Annotated in this window: 16 protein-coding genes and 1 pseudogene; 2 read left to right on the forward strand and 15 right to left on the reverse strand. The window is 65.8% G+C overall.

The window, feature by feature from the left end; translation table 11 throughout:
- Positions 1 to 4: 4 nt before the first annotated feature.
- The 7 genes and pseudogenes from ACVT6V_RS03650 to ACVT6V_RS03680 all read right to left on the reverse strand — a co-directional run bounded on the left by ACVT6V_RS03650 (position 5) and on the right by ACVT6V_RS03680 (position 9,709).
- A complete protein-coding gene (locus tag ACVT6V_RS03650) occupies positions 5 to 1,297 on the reverse strand; it encodes an MSMEG_0569 family flavin-dependent oxidoreductase (protein ID WP_489898455.1) in 1,293 nt (430 codons plus the stop codon).
- Positions 1,294 to 1,617, reverse strand: coding sequence for an MSMEG_0570 family nitrogen starvation response protein (locus tag ACVT6V_RS03655; protein WP_489898456.1), 324 nt, complete (start codon positions 1,615 to 1,617; stop codon positions 1,294 to 1,296). Before ACVT6V_RS03655 ends, ACVT6V_RS03650 begins: the two co-directional genes overlap by 4 nt.
- Complete coding sequence (locus ACVT6V_RS03660) at positions 1,610 to 2,509, reverse strand: carbon-nitrogen hydrolase family protein (protein ID WP_489898457.1); 900 nt, start codon at positions 2,507 to 2,509, stop codon at positions 1,610 to 1,612. Before ACVT6V_RS03660 ends, ACVT6V_RS03655 begins: the two co-directional genes overlap by 8 nt.
- Before the next feature lie 20 nt (positions 2,510 to 2,529).
- Positions 2,530 to 3,055 (reverse strand): annotated as a pseudogene (locus tag ACVT6V_RS03665) (MSMEG_0572/Sll0783 family nitrogen starvation response protein).
- Positions 3,056 to 3,481: 426 nt separating this feature from the next.
- Positions 3,482 to 5,104, reverse strand: a complete 1,623-nt coding sequence (locus tag ACVT6V_RS03670) for a purine-cytosine permease family protein (protein WP_489898458.1) — start codon at positions 5,102 to 5,104, stop codon at positions 3,482 to 3,484.
- 504 nt (positions 5,105 to 5,608) lie between these two features.
- Positions 5,609 to 7,621, reverse strand: a complete 2,013-nt coding sequence (locus ACVT6V_RS03675) for a hydantoinase B/oxoprolinase family protein (protein WP_489898459.1) — start codon at positions 7,619 to 7,621, stop codon at positions 5,609 to 5,611.
- A 36-nt stretch (positions 7,622 to 7,657) separates the two neighbouring features.
- Positions 7,658 to 9,709 carry a hydantoinase/oxoprolinase family protein gene (locus tag ACVT6V_RS03680; protein WP_489900695.1) on the reverse strand — a complete coding sequence of 684 codons (2,052 nt, stop codon included), beginning with the start codon at positions 9,707 to 9,709 and terminating at the stop codon, positions 7,658 to 7,660.
- Positions 9,710 to 10,050: 341 nt separating this feature from the next.
- Between ACVT6V_RS03680 and ACVT6V_RS03685 the strand changes: the two genes are divergently transcribed.
- A complete protein-coding gene (locus ACVT6V_RS03685; RefSeq protein WP_489898461.1) occupies positions 10,051 to 11,568 on the forward strand; it encodes a PucR family transcriptional regulator in 1,518 nt (505 codons plus the stop codon).
- Here the strand turns inward: ACVT6V_RS03685 and ACVT6V_RS03690 are convergent.
- The gene (locus tag ACVT6V_RS03690; RefSeq protein ID WP_489898462.1) at positions 11,536 to 12,639 is read right to left on the reverse strand and encodes a transporter substrate-binding protein; all 1,104 of its coding nucleotides are present in this window, start codon (positions 12,637 to 12,639) and stop codon (positions 11,536 to 11,538) included. The two genes, ACVT6V_RS03685 and ACVT6V_RS03690, sit on opposite strands and share 33 nt — an antisense overlap.
- Positions 12,640 to 13,411: 772 nt before the next feature.
- On the reverse strand, positions 13,412 to 14,824 hold the full coding sequence (locus ACVT6V_RS03695; protein WP_489898463.1) for an NAD(P)/FAD-dependent oxidoreductase: 1,413 nt from the start codon (positions 14,822 to 14,824) through the stop codon (positions 13,412 to 13,414).
- A 102-nt stretch (positions 14,825 to 14,926) separates the two neighbouring features.
- Here ACVT6V_RS03695 and ACVT6V_RS03700 point away from each other — a divergent pair, with 102 nt between their 5' ends.
- A complete protein-coding gene (locus ACVT6V_RS03700) occupies positions 14,927 to 15,565 on the forward strand; it encodes a TetR/AcrR family transcriptional regulator (protein WP_489898464.1) in 639 nt (212 codons plus the stop codon).
- 319 nt (positions 15,566 to 15,884) lie between these two features.
- Here ACVT6V_RS03700 and ACVT6V_RS03705 read toward each other — a convergent pair whose 3' ends face one another.
- The 6 genes from ACVT6V_RS03705 to ACVT6V_RS03730 form a co-directional block, all read right to left on the reverse strand.
- On the reverse strand, positions 15,885 to 16,472 hold the full coding sequence (locus ACVT6V_RS03705; protein WP_489898465.1) for a histidine phosphatase family protein: 588 nt from the start codon (positions 16,470 to 16,472) through the stop codon (positions 15,885 to 15,887).
- A 50-nt stretch (positions 16,473 to 16,522) separates the two neighbouring features.
- Complete coding sequence (locus ACVT6V_RS03710) at positions 16,523 to 17,377, reverse strand: SDR family oxidoreductase (protein ID WP_489898466.1); 855 nt, start codon at positions 17,375 to 17,377, stop codon at positions 16,523 to 16,525.
- Between the two features lie 51 nt (positions 17,378 to 17,428).
- Positions 17,429 to 18,688: a PucR family transcriptional regulator gene (locus tag ACVT6V_RS03715; protein ID WP_489898467.1), complete on the reverse strand. Its 1,260-nt coding sequence runs from the start codon at positions 18,686 to 18,688 to the stop codon at positions 17,429 to 17,431.
- Between the two features lie 3 nt (positions 18,689 to 18,691).
- The gene (locus ACVT6V_RS03720; protein ID WP_489898468.1) at positions 18,692 to 20,116 is read right to left on the reverse strand and encodes a phytoene desaturase family protein; all 1,425 of its coding nucleotides are present in this window, start codon (positions 20,114 to 20,116) and stop codon (positions 18,692 to 18,694) included.
- Complete coding sequence (locus tag ACVT6V_RS03725; RefSeq protein ID WP_489898469.1) at positions 20,113 to 21,966, reverse strand: DUF3556 domain-containing protein; 1,854 nt, start codon at positions 21,964 to 21,966, stop codon at positions 20,113 to 20,115. The genes ACVT6V_RS03720 and ACVT6V_RS03725 overlap by 4 nt, the downstream gene beginning before the upstream one ends.
- Before the next feature lie 303 nt (positions 21,967 to 22,269).
- Entirely contained in the window at positions 22,270 to 23,757 is a 1,488-nt protein-coding gene (locus tag ACVT6V_RS03730; protein WP_489898470.1) for a class I adenylate-forming enzyme family protein, read from the reverse strand.
- Between the last annotated feature and the right edge of the window lie 93 nt (positions 23,758 to 23,850).

Raw genomic sequence — 23,850 nt, forward strand, 5'->3', positions numbered from 1 at the left:
CTCGCTACTGCCCGGCCGCAAGCCGCAGATGCGACTCACCCAGCGCCTCGATGACGGTTTCGGCGATGTGCCGGGCGTCGCGGTCGATCCCGAGAAAGCGTCCCGATCCCCAGGTGTGCATCCAGGGCAGGCCGATGAAGTTCAGGCCGGGGACACCGGTGACGCCGCGGGTCTGCATCGGTCGGCCGCCACCGTCGAAGGCGCTCGCCTCGATCCAGCGGTAGTCGGGGCGAAAGCCGATGGCCCAGACGATGCTGGTGACGCCCGCAGTGCTGAGGTCCAGGTCGGTAGGGTCGGTTTCAGATTCCCAGACCGGCTCATACCGCGAGGCGGGCGGGGCCTCGATGTTCTGGGCGTCGATGTACCGGTCGATGTCGGCGCAGATCGAGTTGTAGACGGCGTCGGCCTTGTCCAAAGCTGCGGTGAGTGTTGGCGCAAAGCGCAGTGTCGAGTCCTTGCCATCGGTGAGAGTTCCGTACAGGCGCATACCCTCCGACGCGAACTGTCGCAGATCCACGTCGCGGCCGCCGTCGCGGCCGGTGACGTAGTGATTTGTCTTTTCCTGCGCTGCTTTACCGCCGGGGTATTCCTTGGTGGGGGTGTCGTAGAGACCCATGTCGGCGAGCCAGGTCATGCAGTCCCGGCCGCGGTAGATCCGCGCGACCCGTGGAGCGTTGCCGACCGCGAGGTGGACTTCTCGACCCGTCAGATGGAGGTCCTCGGCGATCTGTGCGCCCGACTGCCCGGTTCCGACGACGAGGACGGCGCCGTCGGGCAGTTGGTCGGAATTGAAGTACTGTTCGGAATGGATCTGCGTCACAGCAGGATCGAGCGAGGATGCGTAGGGCGGGATCACCGGGAGTGGATAGCCGCCGGTGGCGATGACCACCTGGTCGCAGGTGATGAGCTCGAGTCCGTCAGCGTCTGCGCTGTCCAGGGTGAGTTCGAAACCGGTTGTGCCGATGTGGCGGAGTCGCGTGACGGTCGTGTGCTCACGCACCGGTGGGTCGAAGGTGTCCAGCCAGCCGTTGAGCCAGTCGACGACCTCGTCGCGCGTCATGAACCCGTCGGGGTCCGGGCCGTCGTAGGCGTAACCAGGGAGCCGGCAGTGCCAGTTCGGTGTCACCAGGGTGAAGTTGTCCCACCGTTTGTCGGCCCAAGCGTGCGCCGGCGTCTTCGTCTCCACCACAAGGTGTTCGACGCCGGCTCGTCCGAGATACCAGCTGACCGAGAGGCCGGCCTGGCCGGCGCCGATGATCACCACGGGTAGATGACTGGGATGAGCGGGTGCGCTCATGATGTCTCCAGGGAGGAAGGGGTTGTCGGGGTGGGTAGGGGTGGGTGCATGTCGAGGATCTCGACTGTGGCGCCATGCTCGTAACGGTCGGCGGTACGGCTGATGTCGTCGGCAGTGGCTGCCGCCGAAGTGCAGGCGAAGCCGTACCTTGCGCGGACACGCTCAGCGGCTTCCACGAGTGCAGTCGTTGCGCGGCTGCGGAATTCGTCGACGGTGTACTGCGCGCCGACGTCGAGATGGTCGTGCATGACCAGGCTCGGCGAGTAGCAGTGCTGCACGACGCCGTCGGGCCAGCGAACCGTGACGGTCATCTCAGGCATCGGCGAGGTCCCGCCACGCCGCGGTTCCGGTGGCATCGAGTTCGGTGAGCGCGCCGTAGGCGTCAGGTCTGCGGTCGCGAAGATGGAACATGCCGCCACGCATGGCCGTGAAGGTGGCGGCGATGTCCACGTCGGCGACCGCCATTCCGCTTCCGAGCAGGGTCGAGTCGAGGATGTTGCCCCCGGGGTCGACGATCTTCGCGTTGCCGACATAGCGCAACGACCCGAAGGTGCCGGATTGATTGGACGCGACCCAGAACACCTGATTGTCCAGTGCGCGGGCGGTGTCGAAGAGGTTGAACCGGTAAGTCCATCGATCGTCCTGAAGGTTCTCGGCGGTCGCCGTCCGTGCGGCGGGCCAGGCCGACAGGCTCGCGATGATCTCCGCGCCATTGAGCGCCATCACACGCGCGGCCTCGGGAAAGGCCTTGTCGTAACAGATCTGGAGCCCGACGCGTCCGATCGGCGTGTCGAAGACACCGTACTCGGCACCCGAGGCGTAGGACATGTTCTCGCCCAGCGGCTGGTGCACCTTGCGGTAGCTCCCGTAGATCCGCGAGCCGTCGAGGACGGCGGCCGCGTTGTAGCGGGTCTCACCGTCCTCGGCGAGCTCGCAGAACCCGATGGCGATAACGAGGTCACCGATGATCGATTGCACCCGTTGGATTTCCGGCCCGTCGAGCCTGATTGCCGGCGGCAGTGAGCGGGTGGTGTTCTTGACGGTGTCACCGTGGTTGCCCAGCGACGACAGGTAGCCGCCGATCGCCGCTTCGGGGAACACCAGGAAGTCGACGTCGCACTCTCGGGCCTGGGCCACGTAGTCGGCGATGGTCTGGTAGTTCTGCTCGAGGTCGCGGGTGAAGTTGGCCGCGACCGATCCGATGGTTGTCATGAGCTCGCCTCGGGGTCGGGTCACACCATGTAGGTGGAGTTGATGATCGCGCCCTTGCGCGCGTAGTGGATGATGGCGTCCTGCACGTCGAGCGGGTGGGCCGGGATGACTCCCTCGATGAGGTCCTCTTCACGGCCGCCGTGCAGGGCGAGCCCGAAACGGCAGCAGAAGACGGTGCCGCCCTCGGAGATGAAGGTCGCCAGCGAGTCGTTGATGTTTCTGTTCGCCAGGGAATCCAGAATCACCGGTCTTCGGAAAGCCGCGCGTGGCAAGGCAATTGATCGCGCCGGGACCGTAGAAGTAGATCGCCGACTCGAAGCCCTTGCGCAGCGCCCGGGTGGCCTGAAGCACCGCCACGAACGACACCGACGACTCGTGAGCGATCCCGTGCACCAACGTGAAGTAGGTTTCGCCGTCTTCGGCCTGGTAATCGGGGAAGATCTTGGTGCCGCCATAGATGTTCGACCCCTTCGGCAGCGAGGGGTGCGGGATCTCACCGAGGGACTTGGCGATGTTCTCGGTGATGGTCTCGTCGAAAGTGGGCACAGTTTCTCCTAGAATGAGGCGCGACGGGTCGAGTCCGTCGGACAGTTCGGAAGTCGAGGCGACGCTGCCTCACAAGAGGATTCGATCCCTGGGATCGGAGGTCGTAGTCCTTACCGGCTACGAGATACAGTTGACGCCCGGCGTATTTCGTGGTGGTTACCGGGAGAATAATTGAGCGACCGAATCCGTTAACATAGCCGCCGAAGGCGAGGGTGCAGGTTCTGTCGGCGGGATCTTCGGTTCTGTCGGCGGGAGGTCTGGCGCTGTGGCCCTTCGTGACGCATCCTCGCAAGCTCGGAGGCTCCTCAGGGACCGAGGGCCGGGATTTTGGGTTCTGTCGGCGGGGCGGTCATGACAAACACCCCCCGGCGCCGCCGACTGCGTGCTGCAACCGACGACGTCGTGGGGTGTAATTTCTGCCTGGTGTTACCGGTCCCGCAGTGCCGCGGCCTCGCGGTCGGCGGCGCGCTGGAACTCGATGTCGTCCGATGCGCAGGCCAGACAGATGGGTTGGTGACCGGCTGAGGGGTCGCGGTCCATCTCATAGGCGATGTAGCTGTCCTCGCATCGATGGCAGCGGATACGTGCCTCCCACATATCGTCGACCTCCTCGCGGGGATCGTTGGGACGAGTCATCGTGAACCAGCCGTCGACCCGGAAGGCCAGGGCGGCACAGTAGATGGCGCCGGCGAGCAGGAACGACACCGGCGGCGCCCACACGGCACCGGTTGCTCCACCGGCCGCGACCATGACTATTCCGACAGCCGACGCGACTCCCCAGGCGGCGACACCAGCGGGATTGATCGCGGGCACACGGCCCGGACGGAACTCCAGCGAATCCGACGGGATCTTTTTGAGTCGCATCCAACCGATGTGGGCCAGCGCGATGGCCACCCACCCGACAATCAACACACCCTGGTACTGCAGCGACGTTGCGATCCACGACAGCACGTTGGTCAGCATCATCAGGTAGACCAGTACCGCGACGACGGCCACCCAGAAGGTGCGGGGCATCGAGAACTTCAGGGTGCGGGCGAAGAAGTTCTGGAAGTTGGTCGACGCCAGGTAGAAGTTGCCGCTGTTGACCCGCGTCTGACTCACCAGCACCCACAGCAGTCCCCAGATCCCCATCATGCCGATCACGCCCAGGATCGCCGACTCCTCCGAGAGCGCGCCTGCGATGGAGATGGTCTGCGCGAGGAACATACCGACCGCAGCATTGACGAGCAGCGTGACCACATAGAAGGGCGTGCCGAAGGTGACCTGCGCGTTGAATGTGGCGTCCTGCGGGCGGCCGAACCGTGCGTAGTCCCACGCCATCATGGTGACCACCCAGACACCCATGTAGATCACGAAGGCGTACCACCAGCCGGGTACGCCCAGATCCGCGGCCGATGCCGGCGCGTGGGTCAGCCAATCGTTGCTGTAGCCGTACTTGACGATGGCCCAGACGACCGATCCGACGAGACCCAGCACGTACAGCGGGAGCAGGACCCCGTTGAGCTTGTCCAGCCAGGTGGTCACACCGCGCCAGGCCAGCGGCGCCTGGTAGAGCACCACGACCAGAGACCAGAAGGCCATGGGCAGCGTCCCGAAGTATGCGTGCAGGGCCGACGCCACGATCGAACCCTCGGCGACCACATAGTAGGCAATGGTGATTCCGAACAGGGCTGCGGCAAAGGCAGATCCGGCCCGTCCGAAGAGGACCCGCGAGAAGAGTGAGACGCTCGTACCTGTCTCATTGGCGAATTTCGCCACGATCGCGTTGATCACACCGTACGCCACCACCGACAGCCCGATTCCGATGAGCGAGTCGATGGTGCCGACGGCGAGCGCCACGGTGGCGCCGACGACCACGAAGAACATCGCGCTCATCAGACCGAACCAGGCCATCGACACCGAAGTGCGCGAGGATCGCCAGGATCGCGGAACGATGTGCAGGGAATAGTCCTCGCTCGCAGCCCGGGCGAGAACGTGGGGATCGTCGGTGAACGTGACGTCGAGCGAGGGTATTCCACTCGTCTGAGTGGACTGCGCGTCAATGGTCATGGTCGTCTTTCTGTGGTGTCGGGATGATGGATGCAGAACGGCGGGCCGATGGCATCGTTGCCACGACCCGCCGTTGGGTGGTACTGGTTTTGCGTTGCGGCCCTGCGTCAGCCGGGATTGATCGTGTCGGTGCTTGCCGCTCCCTGAGGAGCCGCCGAGCTTGCGAGGATGCGTCACGAAGGCCCTTCGTGACGCATCGCTCGTTCCTCGCGAGGCTCCTCAGGGACCGAGGTGAACGATCGCTGACCACTGCTCACGGACCGAGGTGAACGATCGCTGACCACTGCTCACGGACCGAGGTGAACGATCGCTGACCACTGCTCACGGACCGAGGTGAACGATCGCTGACCACTGCTCACGGACCGAGGTGAACGGTCGCTGACCACTGCTCACGGACCGAGGTCAACGATCGCTGACCACTCCTCACGGACCGAGGTGAACAGCTGCTCCCCACTTCTCACGGACCGAGGTGAACGGTCGCTCGGGAGTCCTGGATCAACGAGATCAGACCGCTGCCGGCTCGGACACGGTCAATGTGCCGGGCACGAAGTCGATGGTCGGATCGTCGGTCCAGTGGACGATGGTGCGGCGCTTGAGCATCGAGCGGAACTGCTCGGTGGTCTCCGTCAGGACCGCACCGCTGCCCCAGTCCAGGATGACGCCGTACTGGCGGACGCAATCCATCTCGTTGACCAGACCGGACTTGTACTCCTCCGACACGGCGTGCGGATCGCGTTGCATCCAGTCGTGCCGGTTGTCGCGGATGTACTCCCGCGCCCGGGCGGTGGCCTCGACGTCGATCTCGTACTCGAATACCTCCGGGTCGATCTCCTTGATCACGACACCGTAATCCTTCTCGGCCCGGGCAATGGTCACGTATCCGTCGATGACATCCTCGAGCACAGACTCGACGTCACGCTGCAACGGATCCCCCAGTCCGCCACCGCCGGCCGATGGCCGGGTGAACTCGTCGCCCGACTTGATCGGGATGGCCGCGAAGATCGAACCCAGGTACTGCTCGTCGTCGGTACCCTTGTTCAGCCAGACGCCGTGCGGGATGGACGGCAGACCGCCCCAGAGCCCCCAGGTCACCGATCGCTCGCGGTCACAGCAATAGGACATGACCGTGTTGTCGCTGGCCCACAGCTTGCCGCCCTTCTCGGCGCCGAGCCCACCGCGGGTCTTACCCGGACCGCCCGAGTCCGGTACCAGATCGTGGCACGTGGTGAGTACCGGTGCGAGTCGTTCCTGGCCTTCGAAAGGCTGTGTGCCGTACTGGACTCCGAAGATCGGTGCGGACGCGTTGTAGCCGTCGGCGCCGTTGCGCGCGCCCCAGCCGCCCATCATCCAGTCGTACCACATGAAGTTCGGGTCCCCGTCCTCGCGCTGATCCTTGCCACCGACAAGGAGATACTCGAGGTTGAACGCGCAGGCCATGGCCCGTTCGGGTTGGATGTCGGACCAGATCTCGAACACCGAGTTCATGATCTTCTCGAATGGCCCGGAACAGAATCCGGCGCACGGCCGCGGCCATTCCGCATTGACCACGGTGCCGATCGGCCCGAGGTCGGCGGTCACCACCCGGTAGAAGCCGGAGTTCAGCGGGATGTCGGGGAACTGCATCTTGGTCCCGGCGACGATGCCGGCGAACGATCCACCGAAGCCTGCATTGAGCATCGACGAGATCGATGCATGCGAGTCGCTCAGGTCGTAGTGCACGGTGTCGCCGGAGATGGTCATGCGCATGGTGATCGGGATCAAGCCCTCCCCGAGCGCCGGATCCTGGTCGATGTAGTCCTCGGTGTACCAGACGCCGTCGGGCAGCTCGGCGATCTTGGCGCGGGTGAGATCCTCGACGTAGTCCTGCACCTCGGCCATCGCGGTCTTGATCGTCTCCACGCCGTACTTGTCGCACAGCCGCTGGATTTCGCGTTCGGCGACGCGGGTGGACTCCGCCTGAGCCTGCATGTCACCGATGATGTCGCGCGGGTTGCGGGTGTTCTTGGCGATGAGATAGGCGACGTCCTCGAGGAATTCGTCCTTGCTCCACAGCCGGGTCGGCGGAATGCGCAGTCCCTCACCCATGTGATCGAGCGCCTTGACATTGAACGAACCCGGCGTGGCGCCGCCCACATCGGCCCAGTGTCCGTTGGCCTGGGCGTAGCCGAGCAGCTCGCCATCGTAGTAGATGGGCCGGATGATGCGGGTGTCGTTGAAGTGGCTGCCGCCCTCGTAGACGTCGTTGATGACGAAGACGTCGCCGGGATGGATGTCGCCCTCGAACTGGCGGATGACGGCCTTGGCCGTGTAGTGCAGGGTGCCGACGTGGGCCGCGATGTCGCCGGTTCCCTGCATGACCGTGTTGCCCTCGGTGTCGCAGAGCGCGGACGAGAAGTCCCGCGAGTAGATGACGAACGAATAGCAGGTTCGTAGGATCTGCTCGGCCATCTGGTCGACGGTGTTGATGAATGCATTCTTCAGGACCTCGAAGGTCACTGGGTCCAATGATGTTGCCATGGTGGTTTCCTCGTGTCTGTCAGGGTCGGTGGACGGTCACTGGGCGTCGGTGGTCAGGATGAGGTTTCCCCACTCGTCGACGGTTGCGGTCGTCTGCGGCGGAACCACCGTGGTGGAGTCGAGCTGGTCGACGATGCACGGACCGGAGATCACGGCTCCGGCCGGAAGCGTGGACCGGTCGTACACGGGGGTCTGCAGACGAGCGACCTCGTCGGGGAACAGAACGTCGCGGATCTCGACCGGCATCGGGGTGAACCCGGCCGGGTCGATCAGCTCGGCGGGGACGACGTCGGCGCGCGGCGTCAGGCCGATGGCGCGCACCGAGATCCGATAGATCTCCACGCCGGTGTCCTCGGCGGAGAAGTTGTGCTCCTTGAGGTGGGTCGCATGGAAGGTGGCCACCACGTCGTCGAGGTTCGTCAGTGGCATCGTCACCGGCACCGAGATGGCCCGCCACTGACCCATGTACCGCATGTCCAGGTAGTACTCGAACGCCATGTCCTCGGCGGCGACATGCTCGGCCTCGAGACGGGCCCGGCCCTCCTCCTGCAACTCTTTGAACGAGTCGGCGAGGTGCGCCAGATCGGCTTCGGCCGTCTCGGCCAGGTACATCTTGGTGATGTCGTGCTGGATGTCGACCAGCATGCAGCCCATCGCCGACGTCACGCCCGGATGCGGCGGGATGATCACCGTCGGGATACCGAGATCCTTGCCCAGGTACGCCGCATGCAGCGGGCCGGCACCGCCGAACCCGACCAGCGCGAAGTCGCGGGGGTCGTGGCCCTTGCGGATCGAGATCAGTCGGATGGCATCGGCCATGTTGGCGTTGGCGACCTTGATGATCGACTGCGCGGCCGTCTCGACGTCGAGACCCAATGGCGCCGCGACCTTCTCGATGGCGGCGTGGGCGCGCTTCTCGTCGAGTTCCTTGACTCCACCGGCGAGCTTCTTGCCGACCGTGCCGAGCACCAGGTTGGCGTCCGTGTTGGTGGCCAGCTCGGAAGCGCCGTAGCAGGCGGGTCCGGGTTCCGACCCGGCCGACTGCGGACCGTTGCGCAGCGATCCGGCCTCGTCGAGCCAGGCGATCGATCCGCCACCCGCGCCGATGGTGAGCACCTCGATGCTCGGGAAGCAGATCGGGTAGCCGAACTCGACGCTCCACGTGTTGGTGGTGCCGACGACACCGTTGTCGGTGAGCGAGACGTCGGTGGAGGTGCCGCCCATGTCGAATCCGATCGAGTTCTCATAGCCACACTGACGCGCGATGTGTCGACTCGCGATGGCACCTGCAGCGATCCCGGATGCGGCCAGTCGCGCGCCGTACTTCTCGGCCATCGTCGGGGTCATCACGCCGCCGCCCGAGTGCAGCAGCAACACGTCGTGGTCATAACCGGCCTCGGCCAGCCGGCCCTCGAGGGTGCGCGCGTACGGCCCGATGATCGGCACGAGCGCCGCGTTGGCGACCGTGGTGGAGAAGCGCTCGTACTCGAAGATCTCCGGGAGGACATCGCTCGAGGTGGTGATCGCCACGCCGGGCAGCTCCTCGGACAGGATCTCGGCCATCCGCACCTCGTGGGCGGGGTTGGTGAAGGAGTTCACGAAACACACTGCCACGGTCTCGATCTCACGGCGACGCAGGATTCGGGCCACGTCGCGTGCACCGTCTTCGTCGAGTGGTTCGAGGACGGTGCCGTCGTAGCCGATACGTTCCTTGACGGTCAGCCGGTGACGTCGGGCGACGAACGGCGGTGCGACCTCCTGGTAGGGGTCCCAGGATTCACGGTCGCCGCGGCGGATCTCGATGACGTCGCGGAAGCCCTCGGTCGTGACCAGCGCGATCTTCGGGAAGTTCCGGGTGATCAGTGCGTTGGTGGCGATCGTCGTTCCGTGCGAGAAGAACTCGACGTCCTCCCAGCTGACCCCGGCCTGTTTCATGCCGGCCAGCACACCTTCGATGGGGTTCGTCTGGGTCGGATACTTCGCCGTGACGATCTCACCGTCGCCTCGCTGGATGAACACGTCGGTGAACGTGCCACCGATGTCGACGGCGGTGCGGACCTTGTCCGTCCGGCTGATGGCCTGGGTCATGTCGTACTCCTCGGGCTTCGCTTCGAAGTGGATGTGGATGACGCATACGAAACCGTGATCGCGGCGGCCCGACAATTGGCTCATCGCCCAACGGCGACCGTCCCGTGACTGGACGTTGCCACACTCCTGGGAGCAGTCCCGGCGCATCTACCTGCGGCAACGGGTCAGCCGACGCCGGTAACGCCCAGGTTTCCGACATCACGCCGAAACGGACTGTCACGTAACCGAAACAGAAGGATGGCCGCCAGACGTGGACCTGCGGACGTGGTCGGCTGGCCAGACACCTTCGGTGGACCGATAATCGAACGGGGCAGTTCGAGCCCCACCGAGAAGGGAGTCGCATGGCCACGGTGGGCGATCTCGTCGACCGAGCCGGTCTCCTGTCACTCACACCCGGACCTGCCGAGAAGGCCCGCCGCGACACGATAACGGCGGTGTACGAGGTTGTTGCGTCACCGCCGTCACCCTCTGCCGGCAATGTCGCGCACCTGGCGACATCCGTCTGGTCGTCGTTGGGGAACCCGGAGCGCATACCCGTTGAACTCCGCTCCCGGGGAGCGGTTGCCGTCGTCGTCGACACCGATGATGCGAGCTTGTCGGCGGAGTTCGTCGGCGCGTGCGTACAACAATCGCTGCCGATCTTCATGCTGCCCCGATCGGCCACCATCGCTGACGTTCACGCCCTGCTCGCCCCGCCGACGGCCTCCGGCGCCACAGGCGTCACGCCAGAGTTGCTCGCACCGATCGACGACGCACTCAGCGGCTTCACCACCGTCACCGGCATGACCGCCTGGTTGGTGATGAACGGTTGCGTCGTGACCACCGCGCCGTCGGCGGATTTCGAACTTCTCGAGAAGACGCTCGCACGCACTCCAGCTCCGCTGGAAGCGATCTCGAGCAAGAGCGCAGCCGTTCATCTCGTGTTGCCCCGGTCCGGACACGCACTCGCACTGATCAACAAGGCACGCAAGGCGGTCGATCCGCGACGCATCCGGGATTTCGCGGACCGACTCGACGTCATTGCGCATGCGATCGCCCTGCAACGCGCCACCCGCCGAGATCTGGAGCATGCACTGATCCGTGAGTTGATCGAGACCCAGGTCCCCTCGGCGGCACTCGACCCGTGGGTCGCCTCCTTCGGCCTCGTGCCCGGTGACCGTGTGCGTGCCGTCGCAGTCATCGTCGACGGTGAACCCACCGGGACCACAACCGATACCGTCGCGGTCCTGCACGATCTGGGCCTGGTCGGGGGCAGCTCGTGTGTTGCCGCCGCCCACGGCGATGTCGCCTATGCACTGATCAAGACGAGCGATGCAGAGCTGCGAAATCCTCTGGAAAACAGCCAGTTCGACGAACATGTCACAACAATGACCAAGCTCGTCGAACGGCGACGCCACCTGACGCCCGCGGTCGGTGTCAGTTCGTACGTGATACGCAGCAGCGACGACCTCATGCGCGGACTCATCAACGCGCGTCAACTCGCGGAGCGGCAGGCACGCGCCGCGGTGATCGAGGCGCCGCAGATCGCCTTACCCGTTCCGCTCGCGGCGACCCTGCTCCGGGCGCATCCCGGGTTGTCCGAGGTGCTCGAAGACTCACTCCTGCAACCGGTCATCGACTACGACACCGAGAAGGGCACGAGTTTCATCGAGACGCTGCGCACGTTCTTCGCGCTCGACGGGCATTGGGGCGCAACGGCGAACGAACTCGGTATCCACATCAACACGCTTCGGTACCGTCTGTCGCGGGTGGAGCAGCTGACCGGACGTGGATTCCAGTCGACCGCTGACCGGTCGGACTATTACCTCGCGTTGTGCCTGCGCGAGTCAGCCGGACACGATGAGCGGTCGACTTCCTGACCACCACGGTTCTGGTGCACGCGGCGCAAACTCCGCGATCACCTCATACCGGCCGCCGTCGGCGCGACCGACGTACGCCGGGTGCGCGCTGTAATGGTTCGCGCGGAAATAGAACGGTGTGCCCTCGGGATTGTCGTCGAAGCGGATACCGATGAGCGCCCGCGTCAGGTCCGCGACGTCGAGCGTTGCGGCCTGTTCGGCGGCGATCGCGAGCGCGTGTACGGCGTTGTATGCGCCGACCTGCGCGGAATGACTCCACTGCTGTCCGCGGATGTCCTCGAGCGCATGTCGATACGTCCGGTTGACGGGAGTGTCGAGGTTGGAGAAGTAGGTGGCCACCATGTAGTGGCCGTCGCTCACCGCTGTCGGCATCTGCGCGAGGTCGACCTCCGTGGTCACGGTCGCGGCGATCGGCGTGGTCTGCGCGGCGAATCCGGCCGCGTGGTACTGCGTGTAGAACGACGACGTCGAGTCCAACCCGACGAGATTGCTGATGATGACCGAGGGCTCAGTCCGGGCGATGTCGTCGAGGACGGCCTCGAACTGCGTCTCCCCCAGCGGCGCATACCAGCTGCCGACCGTCTCCACATCGAGCTGTGCGCCGAGGCGACGAATCGACTCGGCCAGGACACGCGGATAGATGTAGTCCGAACCGACCACGTACACACGCCGGCCCAGGTTGTCGGCGATCCACGTGATGTAGTCGGCGATGTACTGATTTGGAGCTGCGCCACAATAGAAGACGCGCGAATCGGTCTCTTCGCCCTCGAAATACGTCGGATACATGAGCAGCGTCCGATTCGCATGGATCGCCGGGATCAGAGCAAGGCGGGTGGCCGACGTATAGCCGCCGACGACGACGTCGACATCCTCGTTGCGGCACAGGTGATCGACCCCGCGTGCGGTAGACGACACCTCGGAATGATCGTCGTAGATCGCCACTTCGAGTTCGGCGCCGGCAACGCCACCGGCGCTGTTGATCTCCTGGACCGCCAACATCGCACCGTCGAGGATCGACTGCTCCATCGGTGCCTGTGCGCCGGTGAGCGAGTAGAGCATGCCGAGCTTCATCTCTCGCTCCTTCCGCGTCGCGGCACGTGATGACAACTATGCCATCGCCCGCGGGGTCGCGCGCCTTTGACGATGGAGGGTTGGTCGACGCGGAGCAGAGTTCGATGCCCTTCGTGACGCATTCTGGCAGACTCCGGGCATCTCGGGACCACCTCGGGACCGGGGGCCGAGGTTTGGGGTTCTGTCGGCGGGATTCGGGGTTCCGTCGGCGGGGTTTGGCGCTGTGGCCCTTCGTGACGCATCCTCGCAAGCTCGGAGGCTCCTCAGGGACCGAAAGGGCGGGATTCGGGGTTCTGTAGGCGGGGTTTGGCGCTGTGGCCCTTCGTGACGCATCCTCGCAAGCTCGGAGGCTCCTCAGGGACCGAGGGGACGCACGCAAGCTCGGAGGCTCCTCAGGGACCGAAGGGGCGAGGTTCGGGGTTCTGTCGGCGAGGCCGACGTGACGAATACCAGCGCGCCGCCGACTGCGTGATGCAGCCGACGGCGCGGTGGGGTGTTGCTGGTCCGGAGAGGCGCGGCCTCAGCTCACTGCCAGACCCAGATCCAACGACGCGAGCGCTGATCGAACCGGCGGACGCGACGGCGGCGGCGCGCGGGGGCCTGCGGGGTTTTGTTGTTGTTGGTCTTCTGCGGAGTGGGCATCGGTGGCCTTTCTCGTGGTGTGTGCGATCCGGTGTGGATCTCTCTGACACCAATGAGATTGCCCGTCAGTACTTGTGACTCCATCGACGCCTGCTGGGAGGTTGCTGGGCGTCGTTCGGGGGCGTGTCGGTCAGGCGGTGATCGGCACCCGATGCGCCGCAGGGTCGTCGCCGAGCAGCCGACCGGTCGCATCGCCGGCACGTAGGAACCGGCGCTTCTCCAGCCAGTCCGCGAGCATCCGCTTCTGCTGGAAACGCAGGTCGGCGACCACCTCTCGCGCGGAGACGTCGGGCCGACGGACGGCTCGGGTCACCGTGCCGGCGAGGGTGGTCACCGGCATCATCGCCGCAGGCGCCTGGACGCGGTTGTAGATGTCACTCAGCACCGCCGCGAAGCCGGGCTGCTGCTGGGCCTGGCGATAGAGCTCGTACTCGAGCGGCGAGGGTGGGAGTCCGGAGGCCAGGAAGTTCGTCCACTGGTAGACATCGACGCAGTCACGCTCGCGATCGGATGCCCAGGCGGCTGTTGCGCAGTCGACGGCTTCGGGATCGGCACCGTCGCGCGCGCCGAGCACCGGTGCCAGTGCTTCCCCGAGGAGCCGGCCGTAGCGCAGTCCGTCGCGGATGCCCTGCGCGGTCACCGGATCCTTGAAGTGTCCGGCGTCGCCCGGCAGGACCCAGCCGGGGCCGCTCGACCGGCGGAAGTAGGACTCGATGCCGGTACATGCCCGCACCCGCGAGACCATCTCGCATCCGTCGAGCCGCCGAGCCAACCCGGGGAGCGCCTCGATGCCGCGGAGGTACGCGTCCTTGGCCCTCCGCCCCTTGAACTCGGCGTTGAGATCGACGGGTGGCTGCAGCAACGACAGCAGATCCCCACCGTCGCAGGGGAACGCGGTGCCGAGCAGGCGACCGACCCGCCATTGGGATGCGATGTGACGCAAGTCGGTTCGGACATCCGACCAGTAGGCGTAGTAGCAGGCACGACCACTGGGTGCCACCAACGTCGGCACCCGGGCGCCGACGCGGTCGGCCACCAGACTCTTGCGGCCGTCCGCGCCGATGACGACCGGCGCATGGACCTCATGGGCCACCTCGTCGTCGTCGGTGTAGCGGATGCCGATCACACGCCCGCCGCGCCCGACGACGTCGGTGGCCGTGCACCGTTCGCGGACCTCGGCACCCGCGGCACGGGTCGTCTGCACCAGGACATCGTCGAGCTGGATGCGGCGCACGCACATCGCGTAGTCGATACCTGAGACTGCGGAGTATGTTGTGCGCCAGCCGATGTCGTCGAGGATCGCCTCGGCCAGCGGCATGCGCGGGGCGCCGATCGCCTCGACCGCGGGCAGTGCCCCGAGGGCCTGGATCTCGGCCATGGTCGTCGGCCACAGCAGATGGGTGGAGAGCGTGTCCGACGGGAACTGTGCAGCGTCGATGACGAGCACGGTCAGGCCGCGCTGGGCCAGGGCGATCGCGGTGGCCGAGCCCGCGCATCGGGCACCGACGATCACTGCATCGAACTGCTCGACGGCTGGACTCATCTGTCCTCCATCCGCCGACCTCCGACACACAGTCCGACACAGTGTCAGGAAGACGTTATGCCTGTACGCAGGGGGTGTCAAGAACGGCGTAGCATCTGCGACATGGTTTCGGTGACGAGGTCGCAGGGTGTGCACGCGCGGGAACGCCGGGCCGAGGTAACCGAACGCGTACTGACCGCCGTCGAGGAACTCCTCGCTACCGGCGAGCGCTTCACCGAACTACCGGTGCAACGGATCGCCGAACAATCCGGAATGTCGCGGACCAACTTCTACCAGTACTTCCCGAACAAGAGCGAGGTGCTGATCCAGGTCGCCGACGTCGCATCCGCCGAGTTCTTCGCCACTCCGACCGCCTGGTTCGCCGACGACGCATCGCTCGACGCGGGGGTCGCGGGAGTGGAACGCGCCATCGGCGCGATGGTCGAAGAATTCCGCAAGCATTGGACATTGATGCGCGCGTTGGGCGAGGTCGCCGCCTACGACGCCGAGGTCGCCGCATTCTGGTTCGGCCGAATCAACGACTTCATCGACTTCGCGACCTCTCGCGTCGATGTGTGGCGCGCCGCCGGACGCGTCGATCCTGTCGTCGACAGGGAGGCGGTGGCAGCCGTCACGTGGATGGTCGAGCAGAGCGTCACCCAGCACATTCTGCATCCGCGCGACACCATGTCCTCCGATCAGCGGCTGGTCGCGGCGCTGTCGCGGACGATCTGGCTGACGATCACCGCGGGAGCCGAGTGAGGGCGACACTCGTCGGGTTCTGAGGCGGCCTCCGTTTGGGAGGTCGAGGATTTGGGTGGGGTGGGTGCGAGGCCCTTCGTGACGCATCGCTCGTTCCTCGCGAGGCTCCTCAGGGACCGGTTGGTGAACGCATCGCTCGTTCCTCGCGAGGCTCCTCAGGGACCGGTTGGTGAACGCATCGCTCGTTCCTCGCGAGGCTCCTCAGGGACCGGTTGGTGGGCGAGAGTTTGGGTGGGTGGGTGCGAGGCCCTTCGTGACGCATCGCTCGTTCCTCGCGAGGCTCCTCAGGGACCGGGGGAGGCGCATCGGTCGACGCGGATCAGCGCAGGTGATCGGTCTCGTTGAGCGACAACACCTGCCGATGACCGCCGGGCAGAGCGAGGACCCGGGACACCGACGTGTAGTAGGGATCGGTGAAGAACATCTTGTCGGCGCCGATGACGTGGGAGAGGTATGCATTGATCACGCCGCCATGACAGACGACCGCCACCACGCCGTCCTCGGCGCCGCCGGTCAGTGCCTCCATTCGGTCGACCACCCGCTGCTGGAACCGCGCGGTGTCAAAGGTGTTGTCGCCGAGGCGTCCGGCATTCATGTGATCGAGCAGCAGCGTGCGGTCGGTGTAGGCGAGCGCAGCCCCGTAGGTGGTCCAGCCGTGATTGAGTTCGACGAGGCGGTCGTCGACGTCGACGTCCACTGCCAGGGCGTCCCGCACGGGGTCGGCGGTCTGGACCGCTCGGCGCATCGGGCTGCTCACCAGCCGGTGCACCTGTCCGTATCGGCCGTTCGCGAGGGCCTTCGCCAGTCGCTGCGCCTGGTCGTGGCCTTCCGGGGTCAGGTCGGGGTCGGCGCCCGCGGGATCGGTCTGCCGGAACGGCAGGGCGTGCCGGATGAGGAGCAGTTCCATGGGGTCAGTTCACCGCATGGCGGTCGTCACCGCGACAGCGGGGCCGTGGTTCACCGACCGGCATCGACGAAGAAGTCGTACTCGAGCGGATCGGATCCGCCGTACCGCGTCAGGTCGGTCATCCCGGCGTCGCGCAGGAGATCGGCGTCGATGAAGCACTGACCGCTGACATCAGCGGGCTGGGCGGCCAGCACCACGGCCGCGTCCGCCATGATCTGCGGATCTCGGGCGTGCGCCGACGCGTCGTCCCCGCCGAGAATGTTCTGCACCGCCGCGGTGGCGATCGTGGTCTCCGGCCACAAACAGTTGCAGGCGATGCCCCGATCAACGAACTCGGCGGCAAAACCCATGGTCAACAAGGACATCCCGTACTTGGCGAGCATGTATCCGGGAAACCTGGCCAGCCAGTTCGGTGACAGGTTCAGCGGCGGGGACAGGGTGATCACCCGACTCCGATCGGAGGTGGTGAGGTGCGGCAGGCATGCCTGGGTGAGCGCGAACGTTCCCCGCGCATTGACCGCCTGCATCAGGTCATACCGCTTCATGGAGAGCTCCGCCGTCGGTGTGGGGCTGAGGACACTCGCGTTGTTGATGCAGATGTCGATGCCACCGAAGCATTCGACGGCGGTCTGCACGACGTGGGCGACAGCGCTGTCGTCGCGGAGGTCGCCGACCACCCCGACGGCATGACCGCCGATGCGCTCGATCTCGGCGACCGCGGTATGGATCGTGCCGGGGAGGCGCGGGTCCGGGGTGTCGGTCTTGGCGAGGAGCACGATGTTCGCGCCCCGTGCGGCTAGAGCACACGCGATGGCCAGGCCGATTCCGCGACTGCCGCCGGACATCACCACCGTGCGGCCGGCGAATTCATCGTCGGTGAGGGTTTGCAGGGTATGGGAGAGCAACAGCTGACACTTTTCGAGCAATGGATGGGTATGAAGCGGATCGGGTTGTGGTCAGTGCCGCGGACCGAGCACGGCGGGCCCGAGGAATTCGCAGACGGTCAGGGCCAGTGCAAGGTCCATCCGATCGCGATTCGGCGAGGTCGCGCCCAAGGCCTTGCCGACCCGGTACTTCACCGTGTTGCGGTGCAGGTTGAGCTGTTCGGCGGTGTGCAGATGGCTTTCCCGGGTGGCGAAATACACCGACAGGGTCTCGCGGAGCATGGCGGCGTTCTCGGTGTCATCGGCGAGGTCGCCGAGTACCTCGCGGACCCAGGATCGGGTGGAGTCCAGGTCTTGGGCCAGCAGCGACACCACGGCGACCCCTCGGTCACCGAAGCCGAGCACGCGCGCGGACGAACTGTCCGGCATCGTCGCCACCGAATACGCGGCCACCGCCTGCTCGTGCGATCGACGAAATCCGGTCAGGCCGGTCCCGGGCAGCCCCAGCGCGACATGGACTCCCGCGGGCAGATCGGCCCGCTGCGCCACGTACTCGGACTCGATGACGCTCGTCGTGTCCCGCAGCGGAATCCAGACCCACACCGTGGACCGATCGATCGCGGTGACGAGCGGCGGTCCGTCGGAGAGCAGCTTCGCCGCCAGGTCGCGGCCCGCCCGGTCCAGCGTGCTCAGGCCACGCGCATCACCCTGGGTTTCCCAGAGGATCATCGCGATGTGGTTGCGTTGCAGACGATATCCGGTCTCCTGTTCGAACGCACGTCCTTCCGGGTCGGCACCGTCGAGCAGCTGGTGGACCGTCGACGACAACACGTTGCCCTCGGCGCCCAACCATCGGCGCCGCTCGTTCTCGTAGGCCTGAAAGACGTACTGGGTGATCCACTCGATGTAGCCGAAGAGGATGTCGGAGATGTGCCGGGCCACCGTCACGGTGTCGTCCGACGACAGCCCGAGCTCCTGCACCAGCCGCAGACAGTGCAGCGTCATGCTGTTCTGCCCCAACAGATATGCGCGCATCAACGAGTTGGATGACACGTCGCGCTGGGCCAGGCGCAGCGCGTACTCGACGGCGGCGGTGGTGGGTTGCAGGTGATCGACTGGAATCCCGTTGGCCAGCACGTGGATGATCGTCGACACGTTGCCGTGCACACTCGCCTCGAGCAGTTCCACCAGCTTGGGGTCGGAGTCGAGTTGATCGATCTCGCGTTTCATCATGTCCGACAGTTCGGCGACGAGCGCCGGCTCGCTCTCCCGCAGGCGCTTGGCGACCGCCGTGACCGCCGACGCGAGTTCCGGTGCCAGCGGCGACGTCATCATTCACCTCTGGGACGCATCGAGCGAGCGCAGTGCCGACGATGCCGCATGGTAGCCACAGAGACCGTGGATGCCCGCACCCGGAGGCGCGGACTGGGAGCACAGATAGACGCCGTCGACGCCGGTCGCATACGGGTCGATCGCCGCCCGAGGTCGCAGGATCATCTGCAGTCCATCATTGGCACCACCGATGATGTCGCCGCCGACATAATTGGCGTTGTACCCATGGAGTTGCTCGGTGCTGGTGCTGTGCGTGGCCACGATCTGGTCACGGAACCCCGGGGCGAAACGCTCGATCTGCGCGATCACCGCCTCCGTTGCGTCACCTGAATAGCCAGCGGGCACATGCGCATACGACCAGATCGGGTTGATCGACCCGTTGCTTCGCGTCGGATCGGCGAGGTACTGCTGACCGACGAGGACGAATGGTCGGTCGGCCATCACCCCGGTCGCACGTTGCCGTTCGGTGCGCGCGATCTCCGCATAGTCCCCGCCCAGGTGGACGGTACCGGCGGCGGCACATTCCGGATTGCGCCAACCGATGTCGCCGTCGATCGCGAAATCCACCTTGAATGCCGACGAACCGGTCCGGTAGCGCTGGTATGACCTTCGGATCCGAGCCGGCATCTGGTCTCCGTACAGCGAGAGAACCTGCGCGGCAGACAGATCCAGCATCACCAGGTCTGCATCGGGGATCTGCGAACGGTTGCTGATCCGTACGCCCGTCTCGATCTTGCCACCGAGCTCGCCGAGGGCCGATGCCGCCGCCGCGGTGATGGCGCCGGAACCGCCCTGGGCGACGGGCCATCCGTAGCGGTGTCCCGCCGCCAGGATCATCAGCCCGAGGGACGCCGACAATGGACGGTCGAGGCGGGTGAACGCGTGCGCGGCCACCCCGCCGAACAGTGCGCGAGCGGTGTCGGTGCGGAAGAAGCGGGCCATCACGGAGGCGGGGAGCAGCGCACGCGGGCCGAAGGCCGCCAGCTTGATCGGATGTCGCGGGATGTTGACGATCGGCCGCAGCAGGTCGCCGCCGAGATCGTCGAATCCTTTCACCAGATCACCCAGCGCGAGCCGCCAGCGACGGGAGTCGTCGCCGAGACCGTCGGCGGTCTCGGCGAGCGAGCGGCGCAGTACGCCGACGTCACCCGTGTCGAGGGGGTGCGCGCAATCGATCTCCGGCCATCTCCATCGGAGCCCGTGCTTCTCGAGTCCGATGTCGGCCCAGAACGGGGAGCCGACGGCCATCGGGTGAAACGCCGAGCAGTAATCGTGAATCACACCGGGGACCGTCAGCTCACCGGAGCGGGCGCCGCCGCCGACGGTGTCGGCCGCTTCGAGCACCTGCACGTCGACGCCGTTACGGGCGAGGTGCAGGGCGGCGGCGAGCCCGTTGGGCCCGCCGCCGACAACGACTGCTGTCGTCACTGCTGCACCTGCTTGCGGGCGGTCGGCGCGCCGTCGTTGGATCGCATCTGTGGCTCGGACACGATCTCAGGATCCGTGAGTGCGCGGTGTGCGTCAACGTCCAGCGTCCAATCGACCTCGAACGGGATGGGACCGTTCGGGAGCCAGGGCTGCTCGTTGATGGCGTCGGTAACCCGGTAGGTGCCGGTCTCGATGACACCGAGCGCCGCGTCGATGACCTTGTATCGCTGCGTACCCTTGTGGATCGGCTGGGATTCGATCCAGGCGATGGTGAACTCGCCGGGGGCGAAATTGCAGCGCCGTTGCAGGGCGGCGATCAGCTTCTCGTCGTGCAGGTGTCCGTCACCGAAGTTGAATGCCACCAGTGAGTTACAGCTGAACTCGGCTTCGCGCAGCGTGTAGGTGTCGATGTCGTCGCCGAGGTGACGCAGCATCAGCGAGAACAATGCCCGGCCCTGGCTGTGCATGGACCGCCACGCCAGCATCTGGTGCATCACGACGTCGGCGACCTCGGGCGGATACGACGCCAGCAGCTGGGTGCGGGTGTTCTTCGCGGACCGGACGACATACTTGTCGAGCTTGTCCTCGGCACCGGGCGCGAATGCCCAGGTGGCCGACGCCCAGTTGCCGGCGTACTGGCGCATCGACGGCAGGAACGACACGAGATCGGGCCTCAGGTTGCCCAACACCGGGAAAAAGCAGAGCCCCGCGGCAATCGCCACCATCACCCACGGCATGGTCGTGTCGGTGAGGCCGTAGCCGTTCCAGTTCGGGAAGCCCCAGAACAGGAAGATCGCGGCGTAGGCGAACAGCAGGTTCCACTCCAGCGGAACGGCCAACGGGAACGTCGAGAGGATGAACAGGTGGAAGCACACCATCAGCACCACTGCCGCAAGAGTCAGCCACTTGTTGGCGGAGAACAGCAGCACGAGCGGGGTGATGACCTCGACCAGTGTGCCGAGCACATGACCGATGCCACCGGCCACTTTTGACGGTCGCATGTCCTCGGGGAAGTTGCGGTAGTGCGCCCGCTTGATCGCCTTGCTCGGCATCCACGGTGTGTTCGACAGCATGGGCGGGATCACCATCGAGAAGTGGTGGCCGAGCTTGGAGATACCGGCGCCGACCCACACGGTGACGATGAGCAGCTTCAGCGCGACGATCATGTCGACGAACGGCAGGAAACCGAAGAAGACGATGGCGGGCAGATATTGCTCGGATCGTGCCGCGATGAAGATGACCTTGTCACGCAGCCCGATGACGACGAGCAATGCGATGAGCGGATACATCAGCGCGGGGTTGACCATGCCCTGGTTGTCGGGGACGACCGAATCCAGCGACGACGAGGTGACGCCGGGCAGCACGATGGCCACGACCAGGTTGACCAGAATCAGGGCGTAGATCGCGACGTCGCCCGATGTGCGGGTGTCACCTTTGGTGAGGGGCACCTTTCCCGGCCACGGTGGGAGCCGAATGGTGTTGGGTCGCAACCAGTACAGGAACCCTCCGGTCATCGGTTTGAAATGGCCGGCAAGCGGTCCCCAGGAGCCGCCGATGCCGAGGATCTCGACGAGCACGGTCCACAGGATCGCCTTCTGGTAGACGATGGGCTGATTCCACCAGTCGGTGACATGCAGCGGGTTCAGCCCGGACGTGAGGGTGGCGAGCGTGATGCCGACGCCGGCATAGAACACGAACACCTTGACCAAGTAGATGACGTGCACCATTTTCGGTGTGCCGAAGCCGTATTCGGCCCAGTGGCGGCCGAGCACACGGAGCCGTTCGAGGAACGGTTTGTCGAGGAAGGTGTCGGGGTCGACGGGTGGGAAGTCGGGTTGGGTGAAGCCCATGGTGGTGCTCCTTCGGGTTGGGGTGCGGTTTCGGGGGTTGGGTTGTGGGGGTCGGGTGCGGTGGTCTCGATACGCCCTTCGTGACGCTCGCAAGCTCGCTCCTCAGGGACCGAGGGGAAACGTCGCAAGCTCGCTCCTCAGGGACCGAGGGGGAACGTCGCAAGCTCGCTCCTCAGGGACCGAGGGGGACGTCGGTGGTGGTGGGTCTCGATACGCCATGGGCTCGCAAGCTCGCACGTGGCTACTCGACCAGCGGGGGCAGCGCCGGCCGGAGTCTCCCGCTGATCGAGTAGGTCCGAGCCGCTAGGCGAGGGCCGTATCGAGATCCGCGCGAATCTGAGTGCGCACTTCGGTGCGCAGGGCCGGCTTGTCGATCTTGCCCACGGGATTGCGTGGCAGGGTGTCGACGACGTGGATCTGGCTCGGCTGCTTGACCTTTGCCAGCAGTCGGTTGAGGTGGGCGCCGAGATCGTCGGCGGTGACTGGCTGATCGGGGTAGGCGACGACGAAGGCCACCGGGACCTCCCCGTACAGTTCGTCCGGCGCCCCGACGACGGCACACTCGAGCACCGCGGGATGACCGGCGAGTGCGTTCTCGATCTCCTTGGGGTAGATGTTCTCCCCGCCGCGGATGATCATGTCCTTGATCCGGTCCACCAGCGTGAGGTAGCCATCGGTGTCCAGGCGTCCGACGTCACCGGTGTGCAGACGGCCGTCGACGACGGTGGTGGCGGTGGCGTCGGGGCGATTCAGGTAGCCCTGCATGACATTCGGCCCACTGATCACCACTTCGCCGGTTTGTCCGGCAGCGACGTCGCGGCCGTCGGGTCCGATGATCGAGATGCGCTGACCGGGCAACGCGGGTCCGACGGTGCCGAGCTTGCGGACGCCATCGACCGGGTTGCAGGCCGACGCGCAGGTGCCCTCGGTCAGGCCGTACCCTTCGACGATCGGTATGCCGAAGGCCTGTTCGGTGCGGTCGAGGAGTTCGGCGGAGATGGGTGCTGCGCCGCAGATCGCGAAGCGCAGGGATGCCAACGCCTCTGTGTCGAGGTCCGGGTGCGACACCAGCAGCGCGTAGATGGTGGGCACGGCCGAGAAGAAGGTGGGGCGCAACCGCGCGACGTCGTCGAAGAATCGGGAGGCGGAGAACTTTCCGGTGATCGAGAGCTGTCCGCCGGCCAGGATCGGCGCGAGAAAGCTGACGCAGATGGCGTTGACGTGGAAGAGCGGGAGGACCAGTAGTGCATGGTCGGCGGAGGTGAGTGCGCAGTGCGCCACCATCGCCGAGCCCATGTAGTCCAGGTTCGCGTGCGAGAGCCGCACACCCTTGGGCCGGCCGGTGGAGCCGGAGGTGTAGATGAGCAGGGCGTCATCGCCGGCCGCCGGCGTGCTCGGTGGCACCCATGCGTCGGACGGCTGGGCCCTCAGCTCGTCGACGTGCACGAAGATGCGGTCGGGATCGGTCCCGCCGGCGGTCTCGCCGACCACGACGCGTGCTCGGGCATCCCCGAGCTGATACTCCGCCTCGTCGGGGGTGAACGCCGGATTGACCGGTGTGGCGATGGCCCCCAGCCGCCACGCGGCCATCAGTGTGATGAGCAGTTCGGCACGATTGGGCAGGAAGGTCGCCACCACGTCGCCGCGCCCGACCCCGAGGGTCTGCAGCTGTTGCGCACACGCATCCACCCGGTGTGCGAACTCGGCATAGGTCAGCTCACAGGAGTCGTCGCGGACGCAGGGAGCCGACCCCCGATGCGCGAGGTCCCAGGCGAAATAGGAAACGGTCACGGTCGGTGCCCTTTCGTCGTAGCTGGCTGTGAGCTACGACACTATGGGCGCTGCGGTGCAGGTGAAACGGTCTGGCGGGCCAGAGTTCGATGG

The organism is Gordonia sp. LMA167, from assembly GCF_058130025.1.